The 13,852-nt window shown below is 38.8% G+C and carries 9 protein-coding genes; 5 read left to right on the top strand and 4 right to left on the bottom strand.

The genetic code is table 11. The features are described 5' to 3' along the window. Nucleotides 1-726 precede the first annotated feature (726 nt). The 3 genes from ACWICE_RS06845 (at nucleotide 727) to ACWICE_RS06835 (ending at nucleotide 3,347) form a co-directional block, all read left to right on the top strand. Complete coding sequence (locus ACWICE_RS06845) at nucleotides 727-1,047, top strand: DUF4870 domain-containing protein (RefSeq protein WP_185212012.1); 321 nt, start codon at nucleotides 727-729, stop codon at nucleotides 1,045-1,047. 62 nt (nucleotides 1,048-1,109) lie between these two features. Next, the gene (locus ACWICE_RS06840; protein ID WP_454291579.1) at nucleotides 1,110-2,063 is read left to right on the top strand and encodes a DUF3829 domain-containing protein; all 954 of its coding nucleotides are present in this window, start codon (nucleotides 1,110-1,112) and stop codon (nucleotides 2,061-2,063) included. 126 nt (nucleotides 2,064-2,189) lie between these two features. After that, nucleotides 2,190-3,347: a hypothetical protein gene (locus tag ACWICE_RS06835; RefSeq protein ID WP_454297914.1), complete on the top strand. Its 1,158-nt coding sequence runs from the start codon at nucleotides 2,190-2,192 to the stop codon at nucleotides 3,345-3,347. 88 nt (nucleotides 3,348-3,435) lie between these two features. Here the strand turns inward: ACWICE_RS06835 and ACWICE_RS06830 are convergent, their stop codons facing one another. Both ACWICE_RS06830 and ACWICE_RS06825 read right to left on the bottom strand, forming a co-directional pair. After that, entirely contained in the window at nucleotides 3,436-4,044 is a 609-nt protein-coding gene (locus tag ACWICE_RS06830) for an alpha/beta hydrolase (RefSeq protein WP_185212009.1), read from the bottom strand. A gap of 76 nt (nucleotides 4,045-4,120) precedes the next feature. Continuing rightward, nucleotides 4,121-5,056: a ring-cleaving dioxygenase gene (locus ACWICE_RS06825; RefSeq protein ID WP_185212008.1), complete on the bottom strand. Its 936-nt coding sequence runs from the start codon at nucleotides 5,054-5,056 to the stop codon at nucleotides 4,121-4,123. Between the two features lie 180 nt (nucleotides 5,057-5,236). Here ACWICE_RS06825 and ACWICE_RS06820 point away from each other — a divergent pair, with 180 nt between their 5' ends. After that, nucleotides 5,237-6,499, top strand: a complete 1,263-nt coding sequence (locus ACWICE_RS06820; RefSeq protein WP_454297913.1) for an FAD-dependent oxidoreductase — start codon at nucleotides 5,237-5,239, stop codon at nucleotides 6,497-6,499. Nucleotides 6,500-6,585: 86 nt separating this feature from the next. Here the strand turns inward: ACWICE_RS06820 and ACWICE_RS06815 are convergent, their stop codons facing one another. Further along, complete coding sequence (locus ACWICE_RS06815) at nucleotides 6,586-7,389, bottom strand: response regulator transcription factor (RefSeq protein WP_454291583.1); 804 nt, start codon at nucleotides 7,387-7,389, stop codon at nucleotides 6,586-6,588. 4 nt (nucleotides 7,390-7,393) lie between these two features. Then, entirely contained in the window at nucleotides 7,394-10,504 is a 3,111-nt protein-coding gene (locus ACWICE_RS06810; RefSeq protein WP_454297912.1) for a ligand-binding sensor domain-containing protein, read from the bottom strand. 180 nt (nucleotides 10,505-10,684) lie between these two features. On the opposite strand from ACWICE_RS06810, the gene ACWICE_RS06805 reads away from it, so the two are divergent. Continuing rightward, nucleotides 10,685-13,852 carry a SusC/RagA family TonB-linked outer membrane protein gene (locus ACWICE_RS06805; RefSeq protein WP_214649466.1) on the top strand — a complete coding sequence of 1,056 codons (3,168 nt, stop codon included), beginning with the start codon at nucleotides 10,685-10,687 and terminating at the stop codon, nucleotides 13,850-13,852.

The following is a 13,852-nucleotide window of genomic DNA, read 5'->3' as shown; positions in this document are numbered from 1 at the left end:
GTTTTTTCAGAACAATTCACAATCTAAAAACACTTTTTTTTCATTATTCCCTTAAACAGCCTGATAATAAAAGAATTATTTTTTCAAAAATGCTGAATCGTGACTAAAAATCCACATTTACTTCATCACTGGATAGGAATGGTCCTTTCATTTACCCCTTGCAAAAATTGCAGCTAATGTCAGCAGACAACAGTTATGAATCACTGGCTCAGATATACAATCATGCTAGTTTGACACTGAATAACAGCAACTTACAAATTCTTGTAGAGATTTTGTAGATGCTTTTTTACCGGACGTATAAATATTGTAGATTATAATTAATTGTATCTGTCCCTGAAATTGAAAAACTTTGGATAACAAAAATAGAAACTATGTTTTTCATATTCGGAGTCAGAAAAAGTCGTATTGGAACTCAGGTTTGTTCCTCCGCATGCAGTTATTGCCAGCAGAAGGACACATTGGCCCTAATTGCTTATCAAAATTATTTCCATGTGTTTTGGATTCCTCTCTTTCCGCTTTGGAAGGAAGTTCATTCTGTTTGTGTGCATTGCAAGCAACAACGTAGAATGAGCGAATTTAACCCCGAAATAAAAGTTGAAGCGATCGAATTAAGGAAACGGTCGAAAACTCCGTTTTTCACTTATGCTTTACCGGCCTGCTTCCTTCTATTTTTTATTATTAGCGCAATTGTACACTCAATAAAGTAAAAAATTAAACAATAACATCATGAACAACAAAACATTAGCAGTAGTCGCTTACATCACACTTATTGGTTGGTTAATCGCTTATTTTTCTGGAAAAGAGAAAGCAGATGACTTTTTAAGGTATCATTTGAGACAAGGTCTAGGCATCTTCGTATTTGGTATCTTCCTATCGATTATTTTGAACATCCTAATGATGGTAACCGGAATTTATTCCCTTGGATACATTGGATTGATCAACATCGTCTTGATGATCATTGGTGCAATCAACGCTTCAAATGGAGTAATGAAACCTCTTCCTATCATCGGTACGTTCTTTGAAAATAAATTCAAGTTCATTAGCTAGTCTGATTGAACGATCACAAAAACTATACATAAAACATTTATTCACTTAATAAACAGATCAATATGAATTACAAAAGCATATATATAGGAAGCCTTCTGGCCATGGCCTTGTTGGCGAGCTGTAACAATACTGACAAAGCAAAATCAGGTGAATCCGAAAGTACTATAGGCGGATTATTTGGCGGGAAGGATGACAAAAACAAAGCTAGTGAAATCATTAATTTTAACAATTCCATTGTTAAAGTTGATAATTCCCAAAACTCGGCCATCCAAACCTTTGCCAATAACTTTGACAGTTTTGAAAAATACGTAAAGGATAAAGTGGAAAATCCAGAGGGTTTCATGAGCATCCCACCAATAATGATGTTCCCTCCTACTGTCCACAATCTAAAGTCCCTTGTTTATCCAGATGGACTTAGCAAAGAATTCAAACCGCTTATCGATCAGATGAATGAAAGCTTTGATGCCATCAAAGAAATCAATAAGGAGGTAGATTCTTATAAATCCGCTGAAGATTGGAAAGAAGACAAAGGGCAAAAATTAGTTGAATTAAGAGAAAAAGCAACAACCGAAATCAAGAAATACCGTGACGCTTCGACTGCTGTCTTCGCTAAATTAAAACCTCTTGCTGAGAAAGCTGAGGAAACTACCTTGGAAGGCAATCCATTGAAAGATCAATATGTAGGATCCAAAAAACTATTGGAATTAGTGCAGAATACTACCAATATCGCGTTTGAAACAGAAGATCAAGCCAAATTGACGGCTGATTTCAAAAAACAATATCAAGATATTGAAAAGCTTTACAAGGAAAATAAAGACAAAGAAATCCCAAAAGACTTTCAGCCTAAGATTAGAACCTACGGAATGTTCAACGATGATGTAAATGATTTCTTAGGGAAAATGAGGATAGCACAACGTGAATTGGATGCAAATACTCCTTTGAGCGAAGATGCATTGAGAGGATTGGATAACGCTGCTGAATCCGTTCTAAGATCATATAATGCATTTGTAGATTAAGTTTCTACAATTAAAGAGTAAAAACTGCTTTTGCCTTGCAATCTCAAGGTAAAAGCATGTTTTAGTGAGAACAGAACACCCATATGGAAGCTAGGAATCAACAGCTTTCAGCAAAATCAAGCATTAATGGAAAAAAATAAATTTACTAACACTACTGCTATAATCCTTGCCCTGTTTATTTCCATGTCATTTTTTACGAGTTGTGATTCATTGACCGGCTCTAAAAAAGATTTCCAATGGAATGATGAAGTGGCGGACTTAACAGACAAAGACCTCAAATCTTGGCTAAGAAAAGCACCTTTTTCCAATGAACTTAAAGGCAATGATAATGAAGTGATGTTCAGCAATGCTGAACAGGTATTCCCTTTCTTAGGAAAATACTACAATAGTGTAGAACGACAAATAAAGAACTATTCCGATTCTGATGCCGGACATATTTATCAGACAGAAACAGTATTGTTCCAAGATCCGCAATGGGGAGACCTTTTTGTCAATGCGGCATTGATGTATAATAATGATGAGCTTTTCTTAAATGATAGCAACATAGAGTCTGGCGACCCCATGTTTGAAGGAAAGGATGCCATATATAGTACCTACCATGGTGGCTTAATGGAAACTTCTGTCCACAGCAAGGGCCAGGATACTAAAAATGGCTTGTATTGGGGCTCGAACAGTGCGAAAACTTATTTGTTAGCCTTCTATCAAAAAAACAACTTAGTCTTTGAAGTCGCTGTACCTTTAATCGGACAAGACACTTTGGCCACATTAAATAAACTGAAGGAAGTCAACACAGCCCTTGCATTAAATGTCCCTGAGTGGACAAATGCCCAAATTAAGGATCTCAATCCTCTTGACAGCAGTGGCACCTTTTGGAAGGATCCATTTCAAGGGATTTATGCAGTAAACTACTTCATACCGACAGTTTTCCTTAAAACCTTAGATACCGATTTTAAAGAAGAACAATCCTCAACCGATGAAGTCTATCAATATTCTGCAAGCCATAATGGCGGTACGGCAAAATTCAGTACCAAAATAGCAGCCAGCACTTTAAACTTTGAAGATTTTGAAAAACAATACAAGGATTTCGCTCATTATGAATACTTCCACAAGAAATTATATTATGAAGAGAAGGAATCTGGCAATGAAATCCAGGGTAAGGCCTATGCTTTCTATAATCCTGAAAAGATATTAGAATTTGAGTACAGTTACCCTAAAAACAATCCAGAACTAAAAAAACAGATGCATTCCATCTTGAAATACGTCAAGATCACGAATCCCTACTAAAAGAAAATTGTATAGTATAGTTTATTAAGTGAAAAACCCCTTTGGTTCTAGACCTCAGGGGTTTTATTATTAAAAATAGAGAATAGACTTATTTAAAGATTGTTTCATTGACGATCTTGATTTCATCTTGAGAGATCGTATGTCCCATATTCGGATATATTTTCTCCTCTACCTGTGCTCCTAAACTGCGCATCAGCTTACTGCTTTCCTGCACACGTTCCACTGGAACATGAAAGTCAGGGTCTGATGTACCGATAAATACATTTGTACCTTTAAAATCACCTGTATAATGGTCGGCATGTAGCTTTTCACCAATCAGACCACCAGTAAAAGCAACAACACCTCCATATTTCTTTGCATTTCTACTTGTATACTCCAAAGTCAAACAAGCCCCTTGGGAGAATCCCAAGAAATAAATGTTTTCGTTCTCAATTCCCTTCTCATTGGCAATTTGCACTGCCTCTCCTATTAATTCAAGAGCGATGTCCAAATTCGGCTGATTTGAAATAATGGGCGCAATAAAAGAATGTGGGTACCAGGTATTCTGATCAGCTTCAGGCCCTAACAATAAATAATTATCGACTTTTAAATATTCAGCTAGCCCCATGATATCTTGAGCAGACCCACCTCTACCATGAATCATGATCAAGGCTTTCTTTGGGTCATTTACATTTCCACTTTGATATATTTTTGACATAATCTTATTATTTAAATTTAATGACTTAACAATTTAATGTTGAGGTAGATGATTATCATCCACCTCAACCAAAATCTTATTTCAATACCGGCAACACTTTCTCAATAGCTGAACGCTGAGGCTCGTATTGTTTTGGCAATTTTAATGAATTACCTAACTCAGCCAATGGCTCATCTACATCAAATCCAGGGTTTTCAGTAGCGATTTCGAACAATACACCTCCTGGTTCACGGAAGTACAAGGAGTGGAAATAATCCCTATCGATCTGAGGAGTAATCTGTAAACCAGCTGACATGATTTTTTCACGTAATTCCATTTGGTCCACATCATCCTTTACTCGGAATGCGATGTGGTGATTAGTTCCCGCGGTGTTGATTCCTCGTTGTGCGTTCTCATCAACCAAAATATCAATGATATTTGCAGTATCGATATTTTTGCTTTTGAATCTATAACGATTTCCTTCTTGAGCAATCTGTTCGTAATCCAACAAATCGGTTAAAACCTTTGCTGTTGGCTCTACATCCCTTAAAGTTAAAGTACTGTTATGAAAACCTTTAGTAGCTACCTCTTTACCTACTTGTTCAGTAGACCAGCCAATTCTATTATCCGCATCTTTTGGAACAACCAATGATAGATTCAATCCATCAGGATCCAAAAATGGAAGATACAACTCTCCAAAACGCTCAACGGCTTCTCCAGTCAATACATTGTTTTTTCCAAAGCGTTCTTTCCAAAACTCTAAACTTCCTTCTGGAATCGAATAAGCAATTTCTGTTGCCATTCCGCCGCCGGTTCTACCTTTGCCAATACCTTCCCAAGGGAAAAAGGTAAGGATAGTTCCAGCATTCCCTTTTTCATCTCCGTAATAGAAATGATATGTTCCTGGATCATCAAAATTCACGGTTTTCTTTACCATTCTTAACCCAAGGGTATTGGTATAGAAATCGTAGTTTCTTTGTGCCAAATTAGCGATGGCTGTTATGTGGTGTAACCCTAATACTTTATTGTTCATCTTAATATTCCTTTCTATTTATACCTTAATTATTTGCTTTTGTTTATCTGCTATACAAAGGTGACTAAATCCGTATAGTTGTGCATTGATGTATGGTAAGAAGTATCTCCCTTTAGTAACTAAAGTTACAAAGCCAAGGTTTTCATAATGTTAACTTTATACTAACCAATATTTAGACTTATGGACACGCATTATAGAATCATCATCATCGGTGCTGGTACGGCAGGCATTATGACTGCCGCCCAACTGCTCAAAAAGGACCCCAACTTAGAAATTGCCATTATTGACCCAGCCAAAAAGCACTATTATCAACCGGCATGGACATTAGTTGGAGCTGGAGCCTATGATTTTGACAAAACTGTTAGACCCATGAAAGACTTGATCCCCGAAGGTTGCACCTGGATCAAGCAAGCCGTAATTTCCTTCTCTCCAGAAAAAAACAGCATTCAACTGGACAACGGAGAGGTTCTTGAGTATAATTTCTTGATTGTTGCCTGCGGATTGGTCAACGACCTCAGCCTAATCGAAGGGTTGCAAGAGGCTATTGACAGAGGTGTGGCCTGCTCCAATTACATCGATCCAAACTATACCTGGAAATGCATCCAAAACTTTAAAGGTGGAAATGCAGTTTTTACCCAGCCGACAACCCCCATAAAATGTGGCGGCGCTCCACAAAAAATAATGTACTTGGCATGTGACTATTTCAAGAGAAATAATTTGGCTGATCAAGTAAATGTAACATTTGCCACTCCGGGATCAGTAATTTTCGGTGTAAAGGTCATTGCGGATACCCTAATGAAGGTCATCGATCGGTACAACATCAATTTTAAACCTTTCTATGCACCAATAAAAATAGATTCAGATAAAAGAATCATCACCTTCAAGAGTTCAGACCCTAAGGATAACGAATGTGTGATAAACAAGGGTGACTCCGATGAAGTTCCACAACAAATGGAACAATTGATTGAAATACCTTTTGACCTATTGCATTTGGCACCACCTCAAACAGCTCCCAAATTTGTCAAAGACTCTATATTGGTCAATGATGCTGGTTGGTTGGATGTAGACATCAACAGTATGCAACATAAAAGATTCGCCAATATCTTTGGACTTGGTGATGTGGCCGCCTTGCCTACTGCAAAAACTGGAGCAGCAATACGAAAACAAGTTCCTGTAGTAGTTGACAACCTCTTAAAGTTGATCAAACTACAAGCGGCAGACAACAAATCCTATGAAGGATATTCTTCATGTCCACTCGTAACAGGTTATGGAAAGATGGTGTTAGCAGAATTTAACTATAAAAATGAATTTACGCCAGACCCCAAATTGAAACAGATGCTGATCAAGGACAGCAGCAAAGAGCATTGGCGATTGTGGTTATTGAAAAAATATTTATTACCCCACCTGTATTGGAACAAAATGCTCAAGGGTGAAGAGGTATAACAAAGACACACTCTACCTATCATTTTTTTAAATTAGCGATGCAAACTGGTTGGCAATTCTGTCGGCCAGTTTCTTTTTTGGAAGGATTAATTAAATCTAAACTTCACCAGCTTCTCCTGTTGGAACCTGGCTTCCCACTCTTTTGGACTGTAGCCAAAATGTTTCTGGAAATTCCGTATAAAATGGGAGCTCGAGCTGAATCCAACCATATTGGAAATCTCATAAACCTTATAGGATCCACTGTTTAACAATTGTGAGGCTTTCTTCAGACGAAGGTTGTTTATCAACTCATTCGGAGATAAATTGGATGTTTGCTTGATCTTTCTATACAAGGTAGGTCTACTGATGTTCAATTTATCCGCCAGGAACTCTACACATAAGGAAGTGTCATCGATATGGTCCACGATCAGTTGCTGTAACTTATCCATAAAATCTTCCTCTATGTTCGTATGCAACAACAATTCGTCAGGGTCCTGTTGTTGTGCATAATGTTCTTTCACAAACATCCTGTTTTTCAATAGGCTCCTGATCTGTGCCTGAAGGAATGAGGGTGAAAATGGTTTCTCTATATAGGCATCAGCCCCATACTCCAAACCCTCAATTTTTGCCTGAAGGCTGTTTTTCGCTGTTAGGATGATAAAAGGGATGTGCTTGTAATTCTGGTTTTTCTTGACCTGCGCACAGAGCTCAAAGCCATCCATCTTAGGCATCATCACATCCGATACGATTAAGTCGATATGTTGTTTTTGGAGGACCTCTAATGCCAGATATCCATCATGAGCTTGTACGATATCATAGTCATCACATAGATCATCTGTCAAAAAATCTAAGATTTCCTGATGATCATCTACCAATAGAATTATTTTGCGGACTTCTAATTCTTGTGACATTCTATTATAGGTTTTTAGGAATAGCGAGAACGAATATATTTAAATTTTCGGAATTCTCTACATACCTTAGGTCACCCGAATGTAGCAAGGCAAAAGAATGTGCCAATGCCAATCCTAATCCGGAACCTTCAATTTGACTGTGCTGATTCGAACGATGGAATGGTTTAAATAACAGGTCCACTTCCCTTCTATTCAATATATGACCATCATTTTTCAGTTCCAATATCCAGTAATTCAACTTATCATCATCAATCAACTGGATATCCACCATTTTATCAGCGTACTTAAGCGCATTCGAAAATAGATTTTCCACAATCTTACTGATCATGTCCTCATCAATCTTTCCGAATATGCCTTGATTAATATTTTGTGTCAATACAATGCCTTCGATCTGAAAGGAAGTCTGATAGTCTTTAATAAACTCCGTGATAAACTCGGAAATATTACATACCGTAAGGTTCAACTGTTTTTCATCGGTCTCTACCTTTCGGAAATCCAATATGCTATTGGTCAGCCGGACCAGCTTTTCAGTATTCTTATGCATGGTCGTCAAGAGCCTGTCTGTCCTATCCTCTCCTAAATTTTTATTGTCAACCAGCTTTTCCAATGGTCCTTTGATTAGGGTCAGCGGCGTCTTGATATCATGGGCGACCTGCGTAAAGAAATCCAATTTTGCTTGATACAATCTCCTTTCTCGATTAGCATTGATTTCCATCAGATGCCTGCGGTTTCGCTCCTTAATCTGATTGTCAAAATATTGATAGATAAAAAAGACCAGTAGAATAAGGATTATAGCATATACGGCAAATGCCAATCCGCTTGCCCAAAAAGGTTTGCGAACTTCAATTGGAATAGCAATCTCATCAGAAATTATCCTTCCTTGGCTATCAAGAGCTTTTACCAGCAATCGATATTCTCCCGAAGGCAATTTGGTATAATACGCTTTGTTTTCTTTGGACAGGACCCAATCTGAATCAAAACCTTTCAACTTATATAAATAAGATGTAGATGCGGCATCCACATAGTTCAACGCGGCAAAGTCAAATTGAATCGTAGACTCATCATAATCCAGTAAAACCTTATCATAGTTTAACTTGGTAAATTCCTGTCCATATTCATAATTGACCTCTAGGTTTCTTTTGGATGATCTGGCAAAAGTAAAATAGATAGGCACCTTAGTTTCGGTATTCCTTTCTCTAAGAAGGGAATCAGGATGAAATTTTATCAATCCATTGGTGGAACCAAAGTATAGATTACCTTCCTTATCCTTAAACATGGAGTTGTAGTTAAACTGTAAATTCGATAAACCAAACTCCTTATTATAAACACTTAACACATATGTATTAATATCTATACTGATCAAACCATTGGTACTGGACAGCCACATATTTTTATTTGAATCCTCCTGCATGGACAGGATTAGATTACTCGGCAAGCCATCCGATTTGGTGAAACGCTTGACGATCTTATTATCTTCCGAACAGATGGTCAGGCCATTCTCCGTAGCGATCCAAATTTTACCTTCTGAATCCTGTTGAATTCTATTGGTCCTATTGCTGTTGATACTCGACTGATTATCCCAATCATGCTTAAATACCTGACTTGATTTCAATTCTGGATCAACTAGATATACACCATCTCGCCAGGTAGTCAACCAAATCCTGCCCATTCGATCTTCCAGCATCGAAGTGAAAAATATGGAGTCAGGAACGGCATCTACTAATCGGAACCTATCCTTTCCAGGGAAAAACTCATACAAACCATTTGGAGTCGTAAAGAATACTCTTCCATTTTTAGTTTTGTATGTGCTCATGACGAAATTGGACCCTAATTCCGATTGTGTATTTTCTCGGTTATAATGTGCAATGATCTTCTTGTTGTTGATATTGATTATATCCAGACCATTATTGAAAGTTCCTACCAAAAGGCTGTCACCTACGATTTCTAGTCCATGTATATTATTATGCGACAGACCGTTCTTGGTAGAAAAATGCATGAAACTATTATTGCGCTTATCCCAGAAATTTAGGCCGTTATCTTCGGTTCCTATCCAAAGATTCCCATTTTTATCCTGTCTTATTTCACGGACTGCATTTCCAGAGATCGAATTAGGATTCTCCATCGGAAATGTTCTTTCAAATAGATTGTGCTTATGATGGAAATAATTGAGTCCTCCAAAATAGGTTCCTATCCAAATCCCGCCTTGATGGTCCTTTAGGATACTGTACGCCGCGTTATCTGAAATTGACCAGGGATTGTCTCGCTCATGGCAGAATACTCGCCAAGCATTGTCCCTGGTATCTAAAACAACCAATCCTGATTCTGAGGCTATCCATAATTCATGGGCATTTATTTTTTTGATATCCCGAACAAACAACCTGGTTCCATTTTTTACAAAAGGAATTACCTGTTCAAATACCTTAGACTTTAAATCCAGCGATATCAAGCCATTATGTTGTGTCCCGATCCAGATTTTGTCATCATCTTCAAAGGCTATGGATTCTACATTAAGGGATCTATCCTTATTTACCTTGAATAGAATTTTGTGCTTCCCATCAACCGAGAAAAGGCTTTGGTGACCAGCAGCCCAGACCTCATTCTTTGAATTCTTTGTTAAGGAAGTCACATTGATCTCAGAAAAAAGAGGTTCAGCTTTAAGTTCCAATCCTTTGGAATTCAACTTAAAGAGTTTATAGCTGGAAAGGAACCATAAATTCTCCTTTCCATCATGCTGCATCTCAATGATTTCTTTCATTTCAGTGCCAGGCACCAGTTTGAAGGTTTCCGTATTAGCATGAAATTTATACAGTCCATTATCCGTTCCAACCCATAGGACGTTATATTGGTCGACCAAAAGGCAAGTAATATAATTGCTGGCTAGGCCATTCCTTGCTTCAATATCACTGAAGTACTTCTTAAAGGTGTACCCGTCAAACCTATTCAGTCCATCCTTGGTCCCAAACCAAAGAAATCCATTTTTGTCCTGGGTACTGCACAAGACCGCATTATTGGATAATCCTTCGGTAATATTGAGATGATCAAAATTAAATACCTGTCCCCAAACCCTGCCAAGCAAGGAAATCAGAAGCACAACAGATATCAACAGGTTTCTCATCAGATAGGTTTAATAAGGACAAAATAACAATTTTCCCGATAAAGAAACACTTAGCATCTGTAATAAGCTGCTTGTAACAGGCTTTGATACAAAATGGCTATAAATTGAGATAATTAGTCAATTTAATGAAAAGCCCCCTCTTTAAATTTGAGTATCAATTATATACTAACCAATCTTCCAATGAAAAAAAGAAATCTAAACTCTTTGCACATTCGGTATTTATTGCTTTTGGGCTTATCGATGCCATTGGTTCCTATGTTTGTCCATGCTCATCCAGTTACCTTTCGTGCTTCAGCATTACAGCAACAGGAAGTAAAAGGTACTGTTCGCAATCAACAAGGTGAACCATTACAAGGTGTAACAGTATTCCCCAAATCAAGACCTAATGCTGGCACCGTAACTGATGAACAGGGAAATTTCACCGTCACTGTTACTTCAGCTAACGAAACCATTGTTTTTAGAAACATTGGCTATGTTACCCAAGAGCTTCCAGCGAGCAACAATATGGCAATCAGCTTACAGGCTTCAGATGATAACCTGGAGGAGATCGTTGTTGTTGGTTATGGTACACAGAAGAAAGAATCATTAACCGGAGCTATTTCAACGGTAACTTCTAAAGATATCGCAAGGTCGGTTGCTGCCACTACTTCGGGAGCCATGGTCGGAAAGATCGCCGGTGTAAACAGCCGGATGCCAGATGGTCGTCCTGGTGCATCAACCAGTATCAATATCCGTAACATGGGAACTCCACTTTATGTTATCGATGGGGTACAGAAAGATGAAGGACAATTTAACAACCTGGACTTTAATGACATCGAGAGTATCTCTGTTCTAAAAGATGCTTCTGCCGCCATTTATGGTGTGCGAGCTGCGAACGGAGTTGTCGTGGTAACGACGAAAAAAGGATCTCGCGGCGATAAAAATGAATTCAATATCAATTCATATTATGGCTGGCAGAGCATGTTTAGATTCCCTAGACCTGCAAGTGCAGCTACCTATGTAAAAAGTTATATCCAATCTGACGCCATCTTGGGCATACCCAACCCACAGTACACGCCAGATGATCTAGCGAAATGGGAACAAGGAACGGAGAAAGGATACCGACCTTGGGACTGGTATGATTATATCTTGGAAACAAGCCCACAAAAATACCTTTCCGGAAGCGTATCAGGTGGTTCTGAAAAAATCAATTACTACTTAAGTGCCGGCCACTTAGACCAGCAATCTATCATCAGAAATTATGGTGGTTTCAAAAGAACCAATGTTCAATTGAACCTAGAGGCCAATGTATCGGAAAGATTAAAGATCGGCGGTAACTTGAATGGTCGTATAGAGAAACGTAGACAACCAGGTGTACCGGGTGGTGATGATACTTGGCAAGCTTTGTTTGCAATCTATAGAAACTTACCTACCGCAAGACCATATGCCAATGATAACCCATTGTACCCAGCAAGGACAGCTGCCAACACCGAAACAAACTTCGCGATGTTGAATTATGATCTTTCTGGTGAATTTAGGGATACATGGCGTGTGATGCAATTGAATTTCAATGCAGAGTACAAAATCAATGACCATTTGAAATTGACTGGTTTAATGGGCTATTATCTAGCGAACCGCTGGATGGATAACCAAGAATATACCTATAAGCTTTATGGTTATGATGAAGCGACCGATACCTATCCAGTGGTCTTCAGCATGGACAATCCTTGGCGCGAGCGTGATATCAGAATGATTGAAGAATTAAGTTATCAGGGAACCTTGAACTATAACCGCACATTTGGAGAACATACCATTGCCGGTGTATTTGCTGCTGAGGCCATTCAAAGAGATACTCCAAGATTCTGGGCTCATGATAGACCTGCTTCAAATGCACTATCATTGATGTATTTCCAAACGATGGACCAATTTGATGATTTCGGTAATGACACGCAAGCTAGAGCAGGTTTCGCAGGTCGTATCAACTATGATTTTGCCCAAAAATACCTCTTGGAATTATCGGCACGTTATGATGGTTCTTGGAAGTTCCCAGAAAACAACCGTTGGGGTTTATTTCCATCAGTTTCTGCAGGTTGGAGGATTTCACAGGAGAATTTCTGGAAAGAATCTAATTTCGGCTCCAAATTCACCGATTTCAAGGTGCGTGCATCTTATGGTGTTTTGGGAGATGACAACCTAGACCCTTGGAACTATTTCGCATTTGGCTTTATGCCAGGATACACCTACAAACAAGGTGGTTCCGTGATCAATGGAAACTATGTGGTAGGTGCTCAGCCTCGCGGATTACCAGTGACTACCCTATCATGGATCAGAGCGAATACCTTTGATGTGGGGGTTGACTTCGCCTTGTTCGGCGGTAAATTATCCGGTTCATTAGATTACTTTAACCGTAAAAGAACTGGTTTACCAGCCTCTAGATATGATGTATTGTTACCTACTGAAGTGGGCTTTGGCTTACCCTATGAAAACCTGAATTCTGATATACACCGTGGTATGGATGGTAGTATTATGTGGAGCAGCACCCTACAGGACTTCAGATATAATATTGGAGGTAACTTCACATTTGCCAGACAGATTGATGGTGAACAATATAAACCAAGATTTGGAAATGCTTGGGATCAATATAGAGGGTCAATCCTAAACCGTTATGCCTTCTTGAACTGGGGCTATGAGTCCCTTGGACAATTCCAAAGCTGGGATGAGATCCGTAACTATGATGTGGACAATGATGGCCAAGGCAATACCAGCCTTCGTCCAGGTGACATTAAATACAATGATGTCAATGGCGATAAGGTTATCAATGGACTAGATCAGCGACCAATCGGTTATAGGCAAGGTGGATTACCTTACTTGAACTTTGCCGTTAACCTTGGTCTTGGATACAAGGGATTCGACCTTGCTGCGGATTTTACCGGTGCATCATTCGCTTCTTACCGCGCAAACTGGGAAGGTATGCTACCATTTCATGATGGAGGTAACAACGCTGGGTATTACATGGAAAACCAATGGATGTTGAGCGACATCACAGATCCAAACAGCGACTTGATTCCCGGTAAGTTCCCGACATTGATCAGAGGAAACCAAAACCACAGTAACTATTGGCATAGTGACTTTTGGGTCATGAACGTGACCTACCTAAAATTAAGAAACCTTCAAGTAGGCTATACTTTGCCAAGTAAAATGACAGAACGATGGGGATTCAGGAACATTCGTGTGTATTCCATGATGCAGAACGTATTCAGCATCGATAATTTGGGCGAGATGAAAATAGACCCAGAAATCACATCCGAGTCTGGAATCCAATACCCTACTAACCGAGTTATCAATGTGGGATTAAACCTAACTTTTTAG

This window comes from Sphingobacterium sp. NPDC055346 (genome assembly GCF_053645235.1).
This window is presented reverse-complemented; position numbering and strand designations above follow the sequence as displayed.

Bases quoted from the DNA above. Each gene is read 5' to 3' on its own strand.
- ACWICE_RS06845 (WP_185212012.1), top strand. From the start codon at position 727: ATGAACAACAAAACATTAGCAGTAGTCGCTTACATCACACTTATTGGT.
- ACWICE_RS06840 (WP_454291579.1), top strand. From the start codon at position 1,110: ATGAATTACAAAAGCATATATATAGGAAGCCTTCTGGCCATGGCCTTG.
- ACWICE_RS06835 (WP_454297914.1), top strand. From the start codon at position 2,190: ATGGAAAAAAATAAATTTACTAACACTACTGCTATAATCCTTGCCCTG.
- ACWICE_RS06830 (WP_185212009.1), bottom strand. From the start codon at position 4,044: ATGTCAAAAATATATCAAAGTGGAAATGTAAATGACCCAAAGAAAGCC.
- ACWICE_RS06825 (WP_185212008.1), bottom strand. From the start codon at position 5,056: ATGAACAATAAAGTATTAGGGTTACACCACATAACAGCCATCGCTAAT.
- ACWICE_RS06820 (WP_454297913.1), top strand. From the start codon at position 5,237: ATGGACACGCATTATAGAATCATCATCATCGGTGCTGGTACGGCAGGC.
- ACWICE_RS06815 (WP_454291583.1), bottom strand. From the start codon at position 7,389: ATGTCACAAGAATTAGAAGTCCGCAAAATAATTCTATTGGTAGATGAT.
- ACWICE_RS06810 (WP_454297912.1), bottom strand. From the start codon at position 10,504: ATGAGAAACCTGTTGATATCTGTTGTGCTTCTGATTTCCTTGCTTGGC.
- ACWICE_RS06805 (WP_214649466.1), top strand. From the start codon at position 10,685: ATGAAAAAAAGAAATCTAAACTCTTTGCACATTCGGTATTTATTGCTT.